Source organism: Streptomyces sp. NPDC043176 (genome assembly GCF_056436715.1).
On record NZ_JBWKCA010000005.1, the window covers coordinates 244,389 to 262,574 of the forward strand.

The window sequence follows — 18,186 nt, forward strand, 5'->3', positions numbered from 1 at the left end:
GAACGGGGGACCGGGCGAGGGGTGCGGAACACGCGTGCGGGCCCCCGCCACTCGCCGGGGCGAGGGACGGGGGCCCGCGAAACGGCCCGCGTGGGCGGTCAGTTGTTCGTGCTGCCGACCTTCAGGTAGTGCTCGTCCTGGCGCAGAATCGCCTGCATCACCTTCGTCAGCGGGACGCCCGGGTTGATCCCGATCTGCTCGCGCAGGATCTTCTTCGCCTGGTGGAAGACCTGGATGGCGTCGGCCTGACGGCCCTCCGCGTAGTAGGCCATCATGAGCTTCGCGTACAGGTCCTCCCGGAAGGGGTCGTGGTCGACCAGTCCGGACAGACGGTTGATCGCCTCGGTGAAGCGGCCGAGGCCGAGGTCCGCCTGGGCGCGCAGCTCGACGGCCGCGGTGCGCTCCTCCTCCAGCGACTCGGCCTTGAGGCGGAGCCGGCCGGAGGTGACGTCGGCGAGGGCGGGTCCGCGCCAGAGGGCGAGCGCCGCGTCGAGCCGTTCGGCCGCGTCCCGGTGCCTGCCGCGCTGGTGCAGCTCGCGGGCCGCGCGGACCGCGTCCCGGAAGACGAACAGGTCGACGGAGACCCGGGGCGCCCACAGCTCGTACCCGCGGTCGTGCGAACGGAGCACGTCCCGGGGCAGGCCCGCCTGCGTCAGGGCCTTGCGGACCATCCAGGCCGAGGTCTGCAGCTGGCCCGTGACGGTGATCGGCGGCTCGCCGTCCCAGGAGTCCTCGATGATCGCCTCCTTGGAGACGATCTGCCCGGCCCGCAGGGCGAGCGAGGCGAGGAAACGTCGCTGCCGCTGCCCCTGGATGGGCGTCGCCTCGCCCTCTCGTACGAGGGCCACCGGACCGAGAAGCCGGATCGCCGCCTCATTGCACGTACTCATGGCTTAACTTCCCCCGTCGAAGACGAGCCATGCTCGGCCGGAAAAGGGACGAGCATGGCCGGATGCGTTTTCGTCTGGCCAGTACTTGCCATTCCTTGTCTGTACGGGCGCCGATCCTAGGGGGCAGGGGAGAAACGTCGTGGATGCGGAAACGGTCTCTGGCCGGAACCTCACCGCCGTGAAAAGCCCGATGTCACCCCACCAGGTTCTTGAGGAACTTGGCGGCGATGGGACCCGCGTCACGGCCGCCCGATCCGCCGTCCTCCAGCAGCACCGCCCACGCGAGGTTGCGGTCCTGCTGGTAGCCGATCATCCAGGCGTGGGTGCGCGGCGGGGTCTCGGTGCCGAACTCGGCGGTGCCCGTCTTGGCGTGCGGCTCCCCGGGTATGCCCCGGAGGGCCTTTCCGGCTCCGATGGTGACGGTCGCGCGCATCATGCTCCGCAGCGAGTCGACGACCCCGGGGTCCAGGCGGGCGGGAGCCTCGTACTTCTCGCGGACGGCCTCGGGCACGAGGACGGGCTGCTTGAAGACGCCCTCCTTGACGGTCGCGGCGATCGAGGCCATCACGAGGGGGGACGCCTGCACCCGGGCCTGGCCGATGGTGGAGGCGGCCTTGTCGTTGTCGCTGTTGGAGACCGGGACGCTGCCGTCGTAGGTGATGGTGCCCACGTCCCAGGAGCCGCCGATGCCGAAGGCCTGGGCGGCGTCGCGCAGGCCGGCGGCGGGCAGCTTGCCCCGGGAGTCGACGAAGAAGGTGTTGCAGGAGTGGGCGAAGCTGTCCCGGAAGGTGGAGCCGGACGGCAGCGTGAACTGGTCCTGGTTCTCGAAGCGCTGGCCGTTGACGTTGGCGAACTTGGGGCAGTCGGCGCGGTCCGAGGGCTTCATGCCTCCCTTGAGGAGGGCGGCGGCGGTGACCACCTTGAAGGTCGAGCCGGGTGGGTAGCGGCCTTCCAGGGCGCGGTTCATCCCGGAGGGCATGTTCGCCGCGGCCAGGATGTGGCCGTTGGTGGGGTCGATCGCGACGAGGGCGGCGTTCTTCGTGACGCCGTCGAGGGCGTCGGCGGCGGCCTCCTGGATCTTCGGGTCGATGGTCGTGCGCACCGGCTTGCCCTGGGTCGCCCCGCCGCCGGAGAGGGTCTTGACCGGCTCGCCGGACTGGCGGTCCACGACCACGACCGACTTGCTCCGGCCCGAGCCGCCGGCGAGCTGCTTGTCGTAGCGGGCTTCGAGGCCGGAGACGCCCTTGCCGGTCTGCGGGTCGACGGCGCCGACGATCGAGGCGGCACGCAGCTCGCGCCCGTTGGCGTCGAGGACGGCGGCCCGGTCGTGCGCGTCGAGGGCGAGGGTCTGCCCGGGCACCATCTGCGGGTGGACCATCTCCGTGCGGAATTCGACCTTCCATACCTTGCCGGTCTCGACCACGTCGGCCTTCGACTGCCAGGAATACGCGCCGGCCCCGGGGATGTCCATCTTCACGGTAAACGGAATGAGGACTTTCGATTTCTCCTTGAGCTCCCCCGAGCCCGCTTCGATCTGCGTCTTGGCGGGCTTCAGGTTGCCCATGACGGACTTGATCAGGGACTCGGCACCGTCCGGGGTGTCCGTCAGCTTCGCGGCGCGCGGCGCGTCGCCCGCCTCCCAGGCGTCGAGGAAGGCGGTCAGCGCCTTCGTCGCCTCGACCACCCGGGGGTCGCTCGCGTCGTCGTCCTCGAGCAGCGCGGAATATCCCCAGTAGCCGACCCCCGCGACCGCGGCCAGCACCACGCAGGTCGCGACGACCGAGGAGCCGCGTTTACGCGCCCGCCGCGTGCGGGGTAAGCCGTCCTGATTTCGATAACGTGCCATGGAGCCGAGATTATGCGGACCGGCCTTTTACGCCACTCCCCGTGCGCGCATTTCAGGACAGCCACGCACGTGAAGAAGTCGTGAAAAGCGCAAGAATAACGAACCGTCAGAGCCGTGAAGGCGTCGGCCGCAATGAAGGAACGGGGCGGGCCTCACCCCCGTGGCCACCCGCAATACGGAACAAAGCGCAGGGCCGGAAACGGACACCGTGAAGATCGACTAGTGGACTAGTCCACTGAAGACTTCTCTGCGAACGCCCGTTCCCCTGAACGGGAACTGTCCGGATCGCACGGGGTCGACCCCCGCCCACCCCCCGGCCGCACCCCCTCCCTCTTGCCCATGCATAGATATGCTGAAACCCTGGAAGTGATGCATCGGGGTGCCGGACGTCGCCGCCGCCCCGCCATCCACGCGACAGGAGACGCATTCATGTCCGAGCCCACACCGCACGCGCCGCGGGGTTTCGTCGTCCACACGGCACCGGTGGGACTGATCGACGACGGCCGGGACGACTTCACCGTGCTCGCCTCCACCGCCCCGGCCACGGTGAGCGCGGTCTTCACCCGCTCCCGGTTCGCCGGACCGAGCGTCCTGCTGAGCCGCGAGGCCGCGGCGGACGGCCGGGCCCACGGCGTCGTGGTCGTCGCCCGCAACGCCAACGTCGCCACCGGGCGCGAGGGCGAGGCCAACGCGCGCGAGGTGCGCGAGTCCGTCGCGCGCTCCCTCGGCATCCCCGAGGACGAACTCCTCATCGCCTCCACCGGGGTGATCGGCCGTCAGTACCCGATGGAGCGGATCCGGCAGCACCTCAAGACGCTCGCGCCGCCCTTCCCCGAGGGCGGTTTCGAGCGGGCGGCCCGCGCCATCATGACGACCGACACCCGGCCCAAGGAGGTCCGGGTCCGGGTCGGCGGAGCCACCCTCGTGGGCATCGCCAAGGGCGTCGGGATGATGGAGCCCGACATGGCGACCCTGCTGACGTTCTTCGCCACGGACGCCCGCCTCGACCGCGAGGAGCAGGACCGGATCTTCCGGCGGGTGATGGACCGGACCTTCAACGCGGTCAGCATCGACACCGACACCTCCACCAGCGACACCGCGGCGCTGTTCTCCAACGGGCTCGCCGGCGAGGTGGACCCGGCGGAGTTCGAGGAGGCGCTGCACACCGTCGCGCTGGCCCTGGTGAAGGACATCGCGAGCGACGGCGAGGGCGCGAGCAAGCTCATCGAGGTCCAGGTCACCGGCGCCCGGGACGACCTCCAGGCCAAGCGCGTGGGCAAGGCCGTGGTCAACTCCCCGCTGGTGAAGACCGCGGTGCACGGCTGCGACCCCAACTGGGGCCGCGTCACCATGGCCGTCGGCAAGTGCTCCGAGGACACCGACATCGACCAGGAGCGGGTCACGGTCCGCTTCGGGGACGTCGAGGTCTACCCGCCGCGCGCCGGGGGCGCCGAGGACGAGGACGCGCTGCGCGACGCCGTCACCGAGCACCTGCGGGGCGACGAGGTGGTCATCGGCGTCGACCTCGGCATCGCCGACGGGGCCTTCACCGTGTACGGCTGCGACCTCACCGAGGGGTACGTGCGCCTCAACTCGGAGTACACCACCTGACGCCGAACCCGCCCGGCCGGCCCGGGGGCGGTCGCCGCTCCCGGCCGGCCCGCTCCGCCCGCGCCCCGACGGGAACGCCCGCGGCCGGGCCCGGACCACGGGGGCTCTTTTGCGCCAAGGGAGCGCATCCGGGTGAGCCCCGGCGTGTCGTTCCCGTGAGGCGCGTCACCTCGGTGCACCGTGGGACGAGAAGAGCCCGTCGCCGCAGGGAAAACCTTCCTGCAGCCACGGGCTGTGGTGGGGCGGGTGGGACTCGAACCCACGGCCGACGGATTATGAGTCCTTTGGGGATCTTGGCGGCCCTTGGCGTTCAGTGACGAGAACTGATGTTTTGCCTGGTCAGACAGGTTGAAGCGGCATCTTCTTTCCTGCTCTTGCCAGTCCTTTCCTCTCCTTGTGTCCAACCTCTGTCCAATCCCCGTCCATCTGTGGCCATTCGCGGGATCGCTTGGGCGTCCAGCCCAGCTGACCGGATTGAAGCGAAGTCCCGGCCGACGGATTACCTTTCCAGCGGGCAGAGACTCCGCCTCGCCGTCGGGTACCTAGGAGGCGTTGACCTGGGGGAAGGCGCGGCGGCTGGGCATGCCGTGGCCGTCGCTGCAGACAGGCCTATAGTTCGCCCATCCCCAAGCGTCGATGACGAGCTTCTTCAGACCCACGGGACACACCCCTCCGGGGACGGGCCCCGCGCCTTGTGATCAGCGCGGCTACGACTCGGCGGCGTTCCCCCTGGCGCGTGCCAGTGCCTTGTCGTACCTGCGGTACGCGTGCTCGTAGTGCCAGTTCCAGCTCCAGCGCCAGGCGCTCCAGCGGCTTCGTACGGTGTCCGTCCAGCTGTGGACGAAGCGCATACTGGGTTCGAGGAGGCGGATCTCGTCCTGGTCGGGGCCGAAGGAATTCACGAAGATCGTGGCGTCGCTGACCTCGCGGAAGAGAGCCGTGCTCACGAGGACGGTGTTGATGCGGGCCACCGAGCGGAAGGCCTCGTGCTCCGCCTCGGATGTCTCGTCCATGCCGACGGGCGCCAGGGGGTAGTAGCCGATGTCGTTCACGCCCACGTACCAGGTGCGGTAGCCGCCGGGGTTCGCGCCGTAGACCGACTCGATGTAGGTGAATCGGTGGGCACCGATCCGGGACCAGAAGCTCTGCGGCTTCGGGAGGGTGGCGAGCCGGGTTCTGCCGAGCTTGACCCGGGTGCCGTTGACGAGGAGCCGCGGGCCGAACCGCCGGCTGGTAGTGGTGATGCCGTAGATCTCCACGGCGTTCTTGGTCGACCAGGTGACGAGGTACCCGAACCGGCCGAGCTTCCAGGTGCGCTTGGTCAGCTCGACCTCGAGGTCCTCCTCGGGTACTGGGGTCTCGCCTTCGTACCGGTGGACGGTCTGAGAGGACATCCAAGTCGGCTCGCCGAAGAGCTCCTCCACGTGGTCGGGACTCACCTGTGGGGCGATCCTACGGAGCCTGGCTATGACGTGGCGCCGGCGCCCGAACGACGCGCGCCAGGCGGCGGTCACGGTCTTCGTCAGGGTGATCGTGGCGACCAGGGTGGCGGCGAGGGTCCACACGTTCAGGGTGGTGCTGTACCAGGGCTCTTGTGCGACGGGCATGACCGAAGCATGCAGGACGACTCGGCCTGCTGGTACGGCTTTTGACCACCCATACAGACCTTCGGCATGTGCCAGAGGCGTTGCGGTGAACACGTGAGCTGTAAACCCAGGATTCTCAGGACAGGAGAGAGGTCGAGTGACTACCGTCGCCCATGAGGCGATGACGACGTGTCACGCCCACAGTTCCTTCCCGGTCGGGCAACTTGATGGCGACCAGATGAAGGGACAGTGGAACACCTGATGCCGCTCGACAGACCTCCGTGGTGGAGGAGGATCTACGACTGGGTTCTGAGGAACCTGGACAGGATCCTGCTTTTCTGCTCAATCCTCGTGAACGCAGGCCAGTTGGTAGCTGTCCTACACGGGAAGAGCGCCGGATCCTAACCAGGTCCACCCACTGGGGCGCTCCTTCGGGGGCGCCCCCACCTATGTGGTGGACCCCGCTGTCGAACTGTCGACCGGAATCCACCCCAGCGCACTACTTAGTGCGCTGGCTTGTGACGCCAATCTAGCAATCTGCGCAGATCAATGTCGCGGCTCTACCGGATTGCTTGTAGCGGATTCCGGCTACCGATTTCGCCTGTCGGACCACATGCGAATGTTGGTACGTGGCCAAATCCGGGCCGAGCAATCCCCGAATTCGGTAGCTGCTTCGACGTTTCCGCAGGTCAGAGACCTGCACCGGTCATGGGGTGTGCCAGGTACCTCGGGGGGCTGCGGTGTTGAAGCCGGGTCCGTAGGCGATGGCGAGGCCCGGGGTGCCGTGCTCGGGCGGGTCGTCGTGGGTGCGCTCGAGGACGCGGAGGATGCTGACGCGCCGAGGTTGCCTTCGTGGGCGAGGGTGGCAGTGGAGTGCTGGGCGTCATGGTCGTCGAGGCCGAGTGCGCGTGCAGTGTCGGTGATGATGCGGGGGTTGCCGGGATGGATGGCGGCCCAGTCATCGGCGCCATGCGCCTGGCCCGCGCCTCCAAGTACAACCTGCTGCTCAAGTTCGTCCAGCCCCTCCACCTTGCCGGACAGGCCCCCAACTGGGCTGGGATCACTGTCCAGGCCGCCCGCCTCGCCTTCGACAGCTTCACCCCTACCGACAAGGCCACCGTCCTCACCCAGGTCGTGAACGTCTTCGAAGCCGGCGTCATGTCCCTGGAGGCCGCCATCCGCACCCTCACCGATACCGGATGGGACATGGACGACGCCGAGACCGAGATCGCCCAGATCCAGGCCCGTCGCTTCGGCCAGGCCCGGTACCTCGCCGACGACACCGGCTCCACGAAGGTCGTCGGCGTCTACCTCGCCCGCGACATCGATCCTGACCCAGCCCCGGAAGTCGTACGGCCTCCCGCCAACGGCGACCAGGACTCCGATCTCACTGACCCACAGCGGGAGGAATCTGGCTGACCCGAGACCACGTGTACAGCAGGGCTGCCTTCGCGCTGCGCAGCTCGGTCTCGTCCCACCCGAGGTGAGCGAAGAGGCGTTCGAGCATGGCGAGGCAGGCGAGCGCAGCTCCTGCACACCGAATCGCGGCATCCTGAACCGAGAGTTCGACCGTACCGACGCCGATGTCCGAGATCTCAGGAGCGCCGCTGTCTGGCGCGGCTGGTGTGAGCGCCATGGCCAGACCGTGCGTCTGCCCGTGAGTGGTTGCCGAGTAGAGACGCCAGAACAACCTGCCCAGCGTGGGGGACTCCGACGACACGCACTCGCTTGCCAGGGCCCCAGTGCCCTTCAGCTCCGACCCCACCCAGGGCGGCCTTCTATCATCCGCCCGCCCGCGGACAGTGAGGTTCTGCTCCCTCGCGCCCTGAAGGATCCTGTCCATCCGTCGACGCGACCCCAGCCGGATCCTCTCCGCCCCTTCACTCGCGTCTCGACCGGCCAGCTGGCTCTGCTCCCACAAGCTTTTCAGCCGAACGTTGATATTCCGGATCGCCCGCTCCTCGGCACTGATCCCTGGTTCGAGTCGGTACCAGACCTGAACCGAGATCTCCAAGACGGTACGGGCCACCGTGAAAGGCGCGTAGATGATGCCGGAGGTCGTCAACAGCACGGCCAGAGCCGATAGATGGTCCAGAGCGCCAGTCACGGGCAGCATCAGGTCTGTGGTCGCGTCCCGAGTCGGCGTGGCTCCCCACACCCCCGCAAACGGCTCTTCTGCACACTCCAGGGCAGCAGGCGATCCCGGAGCGTGAATCGGACCTACATCCACGTGCCGCGCGTGCTGCGCGTAGTAGGCGGCATGCAACCTCTCAAGGGAGGAGGCCAGGTCTTTCCACGGGTCAGACGACATCCAGCGAAGCTACCCGACACGGGAGGGACAGACCGACCGGATATCAGAAGATTGAGAGTGCTGGGGTGGAGCCTCACGGTCGTCTCGGGGGCCCAACATCCGCTGCCAGGCTAGCGGCTGAGGCTCTCTACACCAAGAAGGAGCTGCTGATCCTCAGAGGCGGCCTCTTCGGGCGCACCGTGTAGAAACTGAGCCCTCCTCCGGGGGCTGCTGCGAACTCGTGCCGGTTGAAGGGCGGGGTGGTGTAGAGCCGCAGCGGGCCGCCGGCCTCAAACCACTGAGCGGGGTAGATGGCCCGAACGTGCTGCGCCCAGGTCTTGCCCCCCCCTTGCCTGTTGGTTACCTGCCGAGGATAGGCAGGTCGCGCCAGCCGGGGTGGGTGTGGTCGTGGGCGTCCTCGATTGCTTCATCACGCCGACGGCGGCTCTCGCCTTCCCAGGGGCAGGCGAGGCAGGCGCCTCGGTGGATCCAGCGGGTGTCGGCTACGGCGCGGGTCATGGAGGTGGTGGCGTGCCGCTCGGCGGGGACGGGCGGGTCGCCGTAGGGCCCGGTGGATCCGGGGTCTGCGTAGCCGATGGAACAGGCCTGTCGGATGGCGTCTCGGTCGGCGTGGCGTTTCCACAAGGAGAGGTAGTGGCGTTGGCGGGCGATGGCTCCGGCGATGTGGGTCATGGGTCTCCACAGGGGCGCGGCGCGGGCTGCGTCCGCGCCCCGTGGTCGAGGGCCGGTCAGGAGGCGGTCGTCAGGGTGGGCTTCTTGGCGCCGCGGCGCTGACGGCGCTTCGTGGTCGGGCGGGAGTCGGTGGTGGCGTCTTCGGCCTGCGGCTCCTCAGAGGCCGGCGCCGTGTCGGCGGGCTGCTGCGGGGTGGGCACCGCGGTGTCGGGGTCTTCGCCGTCGGGTGCCGTCTCGGAGGCGGCGTCCAGGTCGGTGCCGGTCTCCGGCTCGGGTTCTTGCGTCGCCTCAATGCCGGCGTCCGGCGTCGGCTTGGGGGCGTCGTCGGGCATCGACTCGTCGTTGGCGCCGGCCTCCGGCCTGGTGTGGGCCTCGGGTCCGCAGTCTCGGAGGGACGTGTCGGCCGGAATGTCCGTGTCGTCGTTGGCCTCGGACAGGGCCTCCGCGAAGAGGTCGTCCCAGGGGTGGTGGCCGACGTAGTGGGGCTTGAGGGTGAAGGCGGGGAGGAGGTGGTTCTCGACGGTGTCCAGGATGAGGTCGGCGGGGTCGACGTCGTCGTCTTCGGTGAGGAGGGTGACGGCCCTGTTGTAGCGGTGGCCGGCGGCCAGGCGGAGGGCGAGCTGCGCCTGGTGCGCGTCCCGTTCGGCGGGGGTGGCGTCGGTCGGGAGGGAGGGGGCGGGTGCGCCGGTGATCCAGATCTGTGCGGTGGTGCCGCCGAAGACGGGGCGGAAGCTGAGGCCGCGGCCGTCGTCGTGGATGAGGTGTGCCGCGCCGTCGGCGGGGGCCTGGGGGTCGAGCGCCCAGGTGCCGGTGGCGGGGTCGGCGAGGGTGAGCCGCTGGGCGAGGGTGAGGGCCGCTTCCTGGACTGCGGTGTTGGTGATGAGCATGGATTCTCCAAGAGGTCTGGTGGTACGACCGCGGCCCCGCCCTTGAGGGCGGGGCCGGCGGGGCGGGGGTCAGGCGGGGCGGACTTCGTCGCCGTCGTCGAGGAGTATGGAGAGCGTGGAGCCGTTGTCCCAGGCGATGCTGAGCTGGGCGAGGTTGGGGTCGTATCGGGTGACGGTGCCCGTGTCGCCGGGCTTGAGTTCGGTGTGCGGGTCGTCGGTGTGGACGAGGGCGATGCGGTCGCCCTTGGCGTAGGTCATGGGTTTCTCTCCTGGGGCTGGTGGGGTGGTGGTCGGCCCTGCTGGTGGCGGGGCCGACCGCGGGTTCTAGATGGCGTCGTGGTCGCAGATCTCGTGGGCGCAGTTGCCGCACTCGTGGCAGTGGTCGCAGGCGCATGCCTGGCATTCGGGAACCGGGCAGGTGATGTTGTGGTCGGTGCAGTGCGGGTGGGTGATGCCGAACGGCATGTCGTCCAGGGGTGGGGCCCCCTTCCTGATGCTTTTATTCTATATGCATTCAGGGGAGGGTCAAGATCTATTTTTTCGATTTCCGCAGGTCAGGCCACCTCTCCGAGCAAGGCTTCGACCTTACGGATCGCAGCAAGCATGACCGCTTGGGCGTGCGCACGGTCCCGGCGGTCTATCGACTCGCGCGCCTCCTGTGCCGCCTTGGCCGCCAGGTTGCCGTCGAGGAGGGTGTCACCGCAGGCGATGAGGACGTGCGGGCCGAGGTCCCACAGCAGCGCGTTGACGGCAGCTCCGGCAGCAGCGAGGGGGTCGATGTCGGTGAGGCACCACCCGAAGTCGTGCGGGTTGATGCTCCTCTCGCGCATCACCTGGGCGGCGGCGCGGTAGAGGCCGCCGGTGCCTCCGGCTGGCTCGTCGAACTTCATGCCCGGCTCCAGCGGGGCATCGAAGAGGAGCATGTGGGCCATCAGTTCAGCCACACTGGGAGGCGTGTGGACCTCGGCGAGCGCATCGGAGCTGCCCTTGGAGCGGAGGATCGCCAGGAGCGCGCCCATGATGTCGGCTTCCGAGCGGACCTCGGCGTCGGCGCTGCTGGTGCGGTGGAGCAGGCCGCGGGTGAGCGCGGCCTCGGTGACGGCGCGCACGGCCTTGATTCGCCTGGCGGGGGGCTCCTCGTCGTCGAGCCAGCGGTGCAGCGGGGCGGCGCGGTCGATGAGGTCGGGGCGGCTGATCCACCAGCGGGCCCAACACTCGCGGAAGGCGGCCATCAGGTCCTGGTCACTGAGACTGAGCCACCAGTCGGCGCTGAGGTAGGCGTCGGGGCCGCGCAGCGGCCACAGGGCGAGGGTGGCGACGGTTCCGATCGGGATGGCGATGTCCTCGCCGCCCTGGTTGTGGTGCCAGGCGTAGCTGACAGCCTCCGCCACCTCGAAGGCGTGCGCGTGGGGGTCGCGCGTCGAGGGGCGGTGGTGGCGCAGCGTGGGCTTGGGCGGGGTGGGCGGGGCGACGCTGCGCAGGGTGCCGATCGTCGCCGGCGTGGCGGTGGGTGCGGGCGGGAGGTCGGTGAGGTAGCGGCGAGCGGGGGCGGGTGGAGCGGGCGGCTCCTCCGGCTCGGCGGCGAAGAGGTCGAGCTGATTCATGGCGTTCTCCGGGATCAGATGGTGCGCGGGCGGGTCTCGCCGCGCCAACCCCTGGAGGCGGGATTGGCGCGGCAAGACGTGTTCAGTCGGCGTGCCTCAGTACGGCTCGCGTGAGTGCGTCTGCCTCCTCCCGGCGTCCGTCCTCAAGGAGGAGGGCGTGGAGCAGGTAGGTCTGCAGCTCCTCGGCGTCGACCTGGGAGAGGAGGTCGGTGAGGCTGAGGTGTTCCATGTCGCGGGGGCGGTGCTTGTATCCGGCGGCGATCGTGAGGACGATGCCGGCGACCAGGCGCTCGGTCCGCCGGGGGCCGAGGCTGAGCGTTGTCCCCACGTTGTGGATGGCCTCAAGGTTGTCGAGCAAGGCGGTGGGCGGGATGGCGAGGTGGGCTCGCTGCACCGCTTCGCGCTCCCCCTTCACGTGCGCGTCCCACAACGCTTCGGCCTCCGCCTCGCGTCCGGCGAATGCGAGCGCGGTGGCGTGGACGGCGGCCGGGAAGCGGGGGCCCGGCAGGGCTGCGGCGAGGTACTCGTCGGGGGTGCGCCCCGCGCGGGCGACGGCGGGGTCGCGGGCTTCGGTCTGGAACTGGCGCAGGATGCGCCGGACGGCGCTTTCGGCAACGCGCGGGTCGATGCCGAAGCGCGTGATCGTCGGCTGGGCGAGGAGGCGTATCGAGGTTGCGTGCATCAGGTGCTCCGGTTCTATTCAGCGGTCCGCTTGGGGGCGGGGTAGTGGGACAGGGCCTCGTCGAGCTGGGCGGCGATGTGGTCTATGAGGGTGCGGATCTGCGTGCGGTCGCCGCCGAGGTAGAGGGCGAGGTCGAAGACGTTGGGGGCGACGAAGTAGTCGAGGAGCTGGCGGTACTGCTCCTGGGTCAGGGGGACGAGGGCGTCGGGGCGGAGGGCCCATGCGGCGACGGCGGCGTTGTCGATGAGGGCGGAGGCCGCGCGGAGGGCGGCGTCGTCGGGTGCGCGGGTGAGCAGGATCAGGACCATTTCCCCGAGGTGGTGTTCGGGGGTGATAAAGGCCGGGGTGGTCGGGGGCTTGGGCACGTGGGTCTCCTGTTGGTGGTGAGGAGCGCCGACCCCATGCTGTTTTTCTATGTGCATTAAGGGCATGGGGCGGCGTTCACGAATGGGTGTGGGGGTCAGTGGTGCAGGTCGACGACGAGGGCGGTGCCGTTGCCGGGGTCTGCACCGGCGGCCGCGACCGCCTCGCGCACGCACTGGGCGGCAGCGCCCTTCGCGTCTTCCGCGCTGTCGAGGATCGGGCCCAGCCGGTGCGATCGCTCCAGCGGGCCGTACACGCCGTCGGTGCACAGGAGGAGACGGGGTGCCCGGCGGCTCTCGATGAACCGCTGACTGATCGTCCCGGCGGCGATGCTGGAGGCGGGCCAGCCCCGCAGTCCGCGCCCCCCGACGGGCAGACCGTGGCGGTGCAGCTGAGCGGCACGCACGTGGTCCGCAGTCAGGGGGATGGCGGCACCGAAGCGCGATACCCGGTAGGCGCAGGCGTCGCCGCACCAGGCGATGTGGACGTAGGAATGCCGGGAGTCCAGGACTGCGACGATGGCGGTAGCGGTCGCCCCTCGCGCCTGACGGTCGGCGGTGGCGGCGATCCGGGCAGCCTGGAGCGCCTTAACCGGGTTGCCCGTCCGGACGGCCTCCTGGGCGATGCGCGGGGCGTACCGCCAGGCAAAGTGGTGGGCGTCCGACGTGGCGCCGATGCCGTCGAGGACGACGAAGGCCGAGCGCCCGTCTCTCTTGTCGTGCCGGATCGCGTGAGCGTCGCACTGGTACGTCCGCTCACCACGAGTCTGTTCCGCGCTGGCGGTGAACGGCACCGTGTAGACGAGTCCGTTCATGAGGTCGGACACGCGCTGGACGAGGTCCGCGCTCTCGGCGGGCAGCGGGGTCAGAGTGCCGTCGCGGTCGGCGGGTCCAGTGAAGGCGACCGGGCCGCGCAGCGCGGGGGGAAGACTTCCTCCGGTGAGGCTCATCCAGACCTGGCGGGCGGGGTTGTTGATGGGGCCGCGGGGGAGGCCGGCGTGAAGGGTGGCCTGTCGGCCGAGGGAGTAGGGGTGGGCGCCCTCGATATAGAGGTCGATGTCCCAGCGTCGGGAGTTTCGGCGCAGGTGCGGGTGGAGCGACTGGGTTCGACCGTCGGGCCAGAGGATCACGGCAGGGGTGGTCATGCGAGGGATCCGTTCCGTCGAGGGACAGGCCCGTCGGAGTGGGCGGGCAGGATGATGGTGAAGTCGCGGACATCTTCGAGCGGGTAGACGAAGTAGTAGCCGTGGGGGTGGGTGCGCAGGTCGGCGAGGCGGATGAGGTGCGCCGCGTCGGCGGCGACTTTGGCCCAGGCGGGGTCCGGTCGGCCGAGCAGGTCGAATTCCCTGAGCTCCTGGCCGTCGATGTCGGAGAGCTTCCACAGGTCGTAGGCCCAGGGGCCGCCGCCCATGGTGAGCGTGATGGCCCTGGTGCGGGGCTCAATGGCGATCGCGTTGACGGCAAGGCGGCGCAGGATGGCGCGGGCGAGGCTGCGGGTGGCGGCGCAGACCTGCCGGTCCCCCTCGCGGCAGGGGTCTTGCAGGGGCACGTACACGGTGGACCTCCTTGGCGTGAGTCCGCCCGGCGGCCGGGTGTGAGTTCACCGGCCGCCGGGCGGAGTTCGGGTGGGGCTTCCCCCTCTTTCTGCTTCTATTCTATATGCATTAGGGGGGTTGGCAACATTTTCGGCTGATTTTCCCTACCGCAAGGAGACTTTAATTTGCCCTGTTCCAGGCTGCTTTGTGCTTATCCAGGGAGCGGATGTGCATGACGAGCCTCGCCCCCGCCACTACTTGGCCGAGGCGCATGTCCGGCCCGAGGACTCGCGTGTGGTCGTCGTCGTCGAGGACGCCCTGGTCGATGAGCCCGTCCGTAACCGCCTTGAAGGAGGGGTACCAGTTGGCCGGGTCCCGGCGCCCGCGGGTGGGCGGGTGCAGGACGCCGATGAGGTGCGCCCGCTCCAGGTGCGGCACGTGACGCGAGGCGACTGCGGCGGCACGCCTCAGCACCTTGGTGATCTCGGCTCGGCGGTAGTGGTGGGGACGCTCGTTGGCGTTGAGCAGGATCAGCCGCGGCGGCAGCGCGACCCTGAACCTGCGCCCCGGCAGGCCGTCGAACCAATCGATCTCATTCGTGGCCGGCTGCTGCGGATCCGCCGCCGGGGATTCGGCGCCCGGGTCAACATCTGCCGGGGCATAGCCGCTTCGGCGCCTTGCTCCCATGGTGGTGAGCGGTGAGGCATGCAGGCTGGTGACCAGGATCAGGCGCCGCCGGGCGTCGGTCTCGGCGTCGGCCACCAGGGCTCGCAGATCCCCGGGCTCGTACTGGACGATCCGCAGGCGCGCGGTGTCTTCCGGGTGGCAGGCCGCGAAGAGGCGGCCCTTGCGGATGTGGGTGTCATTCACGTCGTGTTCCTGTGGTCGCGGGCCGGATGCGTACGATCCGGAGCACGCCGGCTCGTGCCAGGCGCAGGGCGAGGGAATGCACGCGACCTACGGGGTGGACCTCGAAGCCTGCGCAGATGGCCGGCGTGTCGGTGCCGAGGGTGGCGTGGCAGACGATTTGCCCGCGGTCCGCGACGGCCTGGTCCACCATGCCCTTGACGCGGCCTTCCTCCAGGCCCATGAGGTTGCCGGGGCGGAAGATGCAGGTCGTGCAGCGTTCGAGGCAGATCCGTACGCTCCACGTCTCCGGGTCGGCGACGTCGTGACGGAGCCCGTCTTCGGTGTAGGTGGGGCTCATGAGCCGCGCGACCCCCGTTCGTGGATGTGCTCGTGCACGTGGTGTTCTCGCTTTCGTGCTTGCCGGTTGGGGTGTTGGGTGTGCGAAGTCAGACGGCCGGCTGGTCGATGGCCGGGGCGGCGGCAGCGCCGGGCGGCGCGGAGGGAACGAAGGCGACGGCTTCGATGGGGATGTCCGCGTAGGTTCCGTACGTGCGGCGGACCACCGAGCCGCGGGTTGTGGGGTTGGAGTTGGTGTGGGAGTCGGGGTCGTCGGCTCCGATCAGGTGGGCCCACCTCTCGTAGGCGCCGGGGGCGGGCTGGTGGAGGTGGAGGCGTACGCCCATGCCGAGCTCGCGGTAGCCGTCGAAGACGGGTGTGAACTCGATGCCGGGTACGGGCAGGTCGGGGTTGAGCTGGGCGATGAGCGCGACGGCGGCCACCGGGCCGAGGAGGTCACGCATCTGGCGATCACGGGGCATGAAGGTTTCTCCTTGGAGGCCGCGTCAGGCCGGTTCGGGAAGTTCGAGCTGTCCGTCCCGGTCGAAGGACTCGCACTTCGGGCACTGCTGCTCGACGGCGCGTCGGTGCGCTCGCACGCCGGCCGCCGTACCGCACGCCTTGCGGTTGACCGGCGGCGGCAGATCCTCGGGACCGGCGTCCGGAACAGTGCGGACGATGGCTCCGTTGACCCAGATACGTCCACCGCAGACGCCGGAGAACTCACTCTTGGACGGGCGGACCTGTCGGATGCAGGCGGCGCGGAACGGGCAGTGGCCGCACACGTACAGGACGGGCTCGCACAGGCGGATGAGGTCCGTGGCGTTCTTCCACCGGTCGTCGGCCACCGCGAAGTCGAGGTCGCCCCAGCAAGGGGCGTGCTGGGTGACGTGGATGCCGGACAGGTTGCGGGTACCGGTCACAGGACGGCCTCCAGTCGGCGCCCGATCCACGCCGCGACGTTCACGCTGACCGCGTTCCCCGCCTGCATGGTCTGTTCGGCCTGGGTGCCGTAGACGATGTAGTCGCTCGGGAATCGCTGCCCTTCGAGCTGTTCGCGGGGCTTGAGCATCCGGAAGAAGCAGTCCTCGATGGCCGGGGCGCTGCGCACGAGGGCGGCGGAGTCTCGGGTGGCCAGGGTGTGGATGGGCTCGGAAGCCGTCCTGACCGCGGCCTTGCGGTAAGGGATGACGAGGGTGTTGCGGGCCTGCTCGGGCACACGGCCGCCGGTGACCAGGCCGTGGTGGTTGCCCTGGGCCGTGACGCTGGCGAGGGGTTCGCTGGCGGGGCTGGCGGTGGAGTGGTTGCGGTACTCGACGATGAACGGCTCCACGGTGACGAGGGCTTCGCTCTCACGGGTCGTGCGGGTGCGCAGCGGCACGTCGACCCTGGCGGCGTCGGTGTTCCACGAGCCGCCAGTCGGAACGAGGAGGGCGTCTCCCTGCTTGGCGGTACGGGTGGGAAGGGGGCGGTCCTCGAGGGCGTACGCCCGGTCGCCTCCGTCCCGGCCATGGGTGAGGGTGATGGAACTCGGGCGGTGCGGGAATTTGGCCAGACCGGCGTTGATCCGGTCCATCGTGGTGGGGGCGAGCGGCTTCTTGCGGTCGCCGATCCGGGTACCGAGGTCGCCCCAGTCGACGATGTCGCTGGCGGGGCGAACGTACGGCTCCACCACGGCATGGCGGCAGCCCGCGTTCGGGCACCGGTAGACGTAATCCCGGCGGTACTTGCCGATCCGGGTGCCCTCGACGTGCCAGGACTGGACCGCGTTCACGTCCTCGCCGCACTCCAGGCAGAACGCGAGGGGGCGGGGCGCGAGGTCCGGCTTCCGCATCGTCTTGAGGGTGAAGGTGACGTACATGCGGTCGCGCCACTGGGGGGCGCGAGGGTTGGTCTCGTCACCGACGTGGGCGCTGCTGACGCACGTGATCTGGTAGTCGTAGCCGAGCGTCACCATGGCCTGGATCCATGTGGGGAAGAGGATCCAGTCGATCCCGAACTCGACGACGTTCTCCACGACGACGACCCGGAACTTCTTGGCCTCGGCGGCGCGGACGACGCACCAGCCGGTGACGCGGGTCCGTTCGAAGGCGTCCTTGGTCAGGGCCTCCCAGTCGTCCTTGTCCTCGACGAGAGTGAGGAGGTCCGTCTGGGCGCTCTGGCGCCGGCGCCCGCCCGCGGGGCTGATCTCGGTGCAGATAACCGAGGCCCACAGGATGTCGGCGTTGGGCAGGTGACGCATGGGGAAGCCGCTGATGTCGATGCACACGTGGTCGGCGTCGGGGTGGTTCGCCGCGTGGGTCTCGATCGCGCGGCGCCAGTGGTTGATGCCGAGGAGGAGTTCGTGGCCCGCTTCCACGAGCCCCGTGCTGCTGCCTCCCGCGCCGCACAGCAGGTCGATGACTGTTGCCATGGTGGTTGTTCTCCAAGAGGTGATGCCAGGGCCCGGCCCCGCGGGTTGCGGGGCCGGGCAGGGTGAGGGTCAGTGGGTGCGCAGGCCGCCGTGCGTCTTGGCCCGGCGCAGGAAGGCGGTCCACTGCCGCCACGACGGGTCGCCGAGGGGCAGCTCTGCGGCGTCCACGCCCGGGTGCGCGTTGTAGCGGTCGAGGGCGGCCGTGATCTCGGCGACCGTGACGAGGAAGCCGTCGTTGAACTTGAGCTTGTACGCGGGGATGCCGGTCGGATCGGGGTCGGCCATGTCCCGCGCGACCTTGCAGGCGGTGCGGTAGGCGGCCAGTCGCTCCGCCACCTCCGGGACGTTCTCGCTCGGGTTCAGGAAGTCCTCGGGCATCAGCTGGTAGTCGGCGGCGCTCGGCGTGGGGCAGGCCACGGAGGTGAGCATCCCGAAGTTGTCCATCGCGTCCAGGACGGACGGCATCTGGAAGTAGCCGACGCGGAAGTAGTTCTCCGGCCCCGAGAGCTGCTTGCCCTCGCGGTCCAGGATGTAGATGTCGTATCCCATGCGTTCTCCAAGAAGTCGGGGTGCCGTCCGGCCCGTTGGGAACCGGACGGCGG

Annotated in this window: 22 protein-coding genes; 2 read left to right on the top strand and 20 right to left on the bottom strand. The window is 69.5% G+C overall.

All coding sequences use genetic code 11. The annotated features are described in order from the left end of the window. Positions 1-98 precede the first annotated feature (98 nt). On the bottom strand, positions 99-890 hold the full coding sequence (locus tag AC067A_RS10355) for an AfsR/SARP family transcriptional regulator (protein ID WP_478617267.1): 792 nt from the start codon (positions 888-890) through the stop codon (positions 99-101). 193 nt (positions 891-1,083) lie between these two features. Beyond that, positions 1,084-2,736, bottom strand: a complete 1,653-nt coding sequence (locus AC067A_RS10360; RefSeq protein WP_478617270.1) for a penicillin-binding transpeptidase domain-containing protein — start codon at positions 2,734-2,736, stop codon at positions 1,084-1,086. 429 nt (positions 2,737-3,165) lie between these two features. Here AC067A_RS10360 and argJ point away from each other — a divergent pair, with 429 nt between their 5' ends. Continuing rightward, on the top strand, positions 3,166-4,347 hold the full coding sequence (argJ, locus tag AC067A_RS10365) for a bifunctional glutamate N-acetyltransferase/amino-acid acetyltransferase ArgJ (protein ID WP_478617272.1): 1,182 nt from the start codon (positions 3,166-3,168) through the stop codon (positions 4,345-4,347). A 707-nt stretch (positions 4,348-5,054) separates the two neighbouring features. Here the strand turns inward: argJ and AC067A_RS10370 are convergent. After that, positions 5,055-5,954 (bottom strand): ETEC_3214 domain-containing protein, encoded by a 900-nt coding sequence (locus tag AC067A_RS10370; RefSeq protein WP_478617275.1) that lies wholly within the window; start codon positions 5,952-5,954, stop codon positions 5,055-5,057. Positions 5,955-6,875: 921 nt separating this feature from the next. Here AC067A_RS10370 and AC067A_RS10375 point away from each other — a divergent pair. Next, a complete protein-coding gene (locus AC067A_RS10375) occupies positions 6,876-7,352 on the top strand; it encodes a hypothetical protein (protein ID WP_478617277.1) in 477 nt (158 codons plus the stop codon). Here the strand turns inward: AC067A_RS10375 and AC067A_RS10380 are convergent. From AC067A_RS10380 to AC067A_RS10460, 17 genes are all read right to left on the bottom strand, one after another. After that, on the bottom strand, positions 7,321-8,004 hold the full coding sequence (locus AC067A_RS10380) for a hypothetical protein (RefSeq protein WP_478617280.1): 684 nt from the start codon (positions 8,002-8,004) through the stop codon (positions 7,321-7,323). The genes AC067A_RS10375 and AC067A_RS10380 overlap by 32 nt on opposite strands. A gap of 367 nt (positions 8,005-8,371) precedes the next feature. Then, positions 8,372-8,614 (bottom strand): DUF6349 family protein, encoded by a 243-nt coding sequence (locus AC067A_RS10385; protein WP_478617817.1) that lies wholly within the window; start codon positions 8,612-8,614, stop codon positions 8,372-8,374. Then, a complete protein-coding gene (locus tag AC067A_RS10390) occupies positions 8,584-8,916 on the bottom strand; it encodes a DUF6349 family protein (RefSeq protein WP_478617283.1) in 333 nt (110 codons plus the stop codon). Before AC067A_RS10390 ends, AC067A_RS10385 begins: the two co-directional genes overlap by 31 nt. Before the next feature lie 56 nt (positions 8,917-8,972). Further along, on the bottom strand, positions 8,973-9,803 hold the full coding sequence (locus AC067A_RS10395) for a hypothetical protein (protein ID WP_478617286.1): 831 nt from the start codon (positions 9,801-9,803) through the stop codon (positions 8,973-8,975). Positions 9,804-9,872: 69 nt separating this feature from the next. After that, positions 9,873-10,061: a DUF4314 domain-containing protein gene (locus AC067A_RS10400; protein ID WP_478617289.1), complete on the bottom strand. Its 189-nt coding sequence runs from the start codon at positions 10,059-10,061 to the stop codon at positions 9,873-9,875. A gap of 66 nt (positions 10,062-10,127) precedes the next feature. Then, a complete protein-coding gene (locus AC067A_RS10405; protein ID WP_478617292.1) occupies positions 10,128-10,268 on the bottom strand; it encodes a hypothetical protein in 141 nt (46 codons plus the stop codon). An 89-nt stretch (positions 10,269-10,357) separates the two neighbouring features. Further along, the gene (locus AC067A_RS10410) at positions 10,358-11,407 is read right to left on the bottom strand and encodes an N-6 DNA methylase (RefSeq protein WP_478617295.1); all 1,050 of its coding nucleotides are present in this window, start codon (positions 11,405-11,407) and stop codon (positions 10,358-10,360) included. An 82-nt stretch (positions 11,408-11,489) separates the two neighbouring features. Then, positions 11,490-12,089: a hypothetical protein gene (locus AC067A_RS10415; RefSeq protein WP_478617298.1), complete on the bottom strand. Its 600-nt coding sequence runs from the start codon at positions 12,087-12,089 to the stop codon at positions 11,490-11,492. Positions 12,090-12,103: 14 nt separating this feature from the next. Beyond that, entirely contained in the window at positions 12,104-12,454 is a 351-nt protein-coding gene (locus tag AC067A_RS10420; protein ID WP_478617300.1) for a hypothetical protein, read from the bottom strand. A 95-nt stretch (positions 12,455-12,549) separates the two neighbouring features. Then, a complete protein-coding gene (locus tag AC067A_RS10425; RefSeq protein WP_478617302.1) occupies positions 12,550-13,596 on the bottom strand; it encodes a PP2C family serine/threonine-protein phosphatase in 1,047 nt (348 codons plus the stop codon). After that, on the bottom strand, positions 13,593-14,006 hold the full coding sequence (locus AC067A_RS10430; RefSeq protein WP_478617305.1) for a hypothetical protein: 414 nt from the start codon (positions 14,004-14,006) through the stop codon (positions 13,593-13,595). The genes AC067A_RS10425 and AC067A_RS10430 overlap by 4 nt, the downstream gene beginning before the upstream one ends. Before the next feature lie 160 nt (positions 14,007-14,166). After that, a complete protein-coding gene (locus AC067A_RS10435) occupies positions 14,167-14,856 on the bottom strand; it encodes a hypothetical protein (protein WP_478617307.1) in 690 nt (229 codons plus the stop codon). Continuing rightward, positions 14,849-15,193: a hypothetical protein gene (locus AC067A_RS10440; RefSeq protein ID WP_478617310.1), complete on the bottom strand. Its 345-nt coding sequence runs from the start codon at positions 15,191-15,193 to the stop codon at positions 14,849-14,851. Before AC067A_RS10440 ends, AC067A_RS10435 begins: the two co-directional genes overlap by 8 nt. An 88-nt stretch (positions 15,194-15,281) precedes the next feature. Continuing rightward, on the bottom strand, positions 15,282-15,653 hold the full coding sequence (locus AC067A_RS10445; protein ID WP_478617313.1) for a hypothetical protein: 372 nt from the start codon (positions 15,651-15,653) through the stop codon (positions 15,282-15,284). A 24-nt stretch (positions 15,654-15,677) separates the two neighbouring features. Next, on the bottom strand, positions 15,678-16,094 hold the full coding sequence (locus AC067A_RS10450) for a hypothetical protein (protein ID WP_478617316.1): 417 nt from the start codon (positions 16,092-16,094) through the stop codon (positions 15,678-15,680). Beyond that, on the bottom strand, positions 16,091-17,584 hold the full coding sequence (locus tag AC067A_RS10455; RefSeq protein WP_478617319.1) for a DNA cytosine methyltransferase: 1,494 nt from the start codon (positions 17,582-17,584) through the stop codon (positions 16,091-16,093). Before AC067A_RS10455 ends, AC067A_RS10450 begins: the two co-directional genes overlap by 4 nt. A gap of 69 nt (positions 17,585-17,653) precedes the next feature. Continuing rightward, the gene (locus AC067A_RS10460; RefSeq protein WP_478617322.1) at positions 17,654-18,133 is read right to left on the bottom strand and encodes a hypothetical protein; all 480 of its coding nucleotides are present in this window, start codon (positions 18,131-18,133) and stop codon (positions 17,654-17,656) included. Positions 18,134-18,186: the final 53 nt, after the last annotated feature.

Excerpts from the sequence above, each read along its gene's own strand:
- AC067A_RS10355 (WP_478617267.1), bottom strand. The coding sequence starts at position 890 with ATGAGTACGTGCAATGAGGCGGCGATCCGGCTTCTCGGTCCGGTGGCC.
- AC067A_RS10360 (WP_478617270.1), bottom strand. The coding sequence starts at position 2,736 with ATGGCACGTTATCGAAATCAGGACGGCTTACCCCGCACGCGGCGGGCG.
- argJ (WP_478617272.1), top strand. The coding sequence starts at position 3,166 with ATGTCCGAGCCCACACCGCACGCGCCGCGGGGTTTCGTCGTCCACACG.
- AC067A_RS10370 (WP_478617275.1), bottom strand. The coding sequence starts at position 5,954 with ATGCCCGTCGCACAAGAGCCCTGGTACAGCACCACCCTGAACGTGTGG.
- AC067A_RS10375 (WP_478617277.1), top strand. The coding sequence starts at position 6,876 with ATGGATGGCGGCCCAGTCATCGGCGCCATGCGCCTGGCCCGCGCCTCC.
- AC067A_RS10390 (WP_478617283.1), bottom strand. The coding sequence starts at position 8,916 with ATGACCCACATCGCCGGAGCCATCGCCCGCCAACGCCACTACCTCTCC.
- AC067A_RS10395 (WP_478617286.1), bottom strand. The coding sequence starts at position 9,803 with ATGCTCATCACCAACACCGCAGTCCAGGAAGCGGCCCTCACCCTCGCC.
- AC067A_RS10400 (WP_478617289.1), bottom strand. The coding sequence starts at position 10,061 with ATGACCTACGCCAAGGGCGACCGCATCGCCCTCGTCCACACCGACGAC.
- AC067A_RS10405 (WP_478617292.1), bottom strand. The coding sequence starts at position 10,268 with ATGCCGTTCGGCATCACCCACCCGCACTGCACCGACCACAACATCACC.
- AC067A_RS10410 (WP_478617295.1), bottom strand. The coding sequence starts at position 11,407 with ATGAATCAGCTCGACCTCTTCGCCGCCGAGCCGGAGGAGCCGCCCGCT.
- AC067A_RS10415 (WP_478617298.1), bottom strand. The coding sequence starts at position 12,089 with ATGCACGCAACCTCGATACGCCTCCTCGCCCAGCCGACGATCACGCGC.
- AC067A_RS10425 (WP_478617302.1), bottom strand. The coding sequence starts at position 13,596 with ATGACCACCCCTGCCGTGATCCTCTGGCCCGACGGTCGAACCCAGTCG.
- AC067A_RS10440 (WP_478617310.1), bottom strand. The coding sequence starts at position 15,193 with ATGAGCCCCACCTACACCGAAGACGGGCTCCGTCACGACGTCGCCGAC.
- AC067A_RS10445 (WP_478617313.1), bottom strand. The coding sequence starts at position 15,653 with ATGCCCCGTGATCGCCAGATGCGTGACCTCCTCGGCCCGGTGGCCGCC.
- AC067A_RS10455 (WP_478617319.1), bottom strand. The coding sequence starts at position 17,584 with ATGGCAACAGTCATCGACCTGCTGTGCGGCGCGGGAGGCAGCAGCACG.
- AC067A_RS10460 (WP_478617322.1), bottom strand. The coding sequence starts at position 18,133 with ATGGGATACGACATCTACATCCTGGACCGCGAGGGCAAGCAGCTCTCG.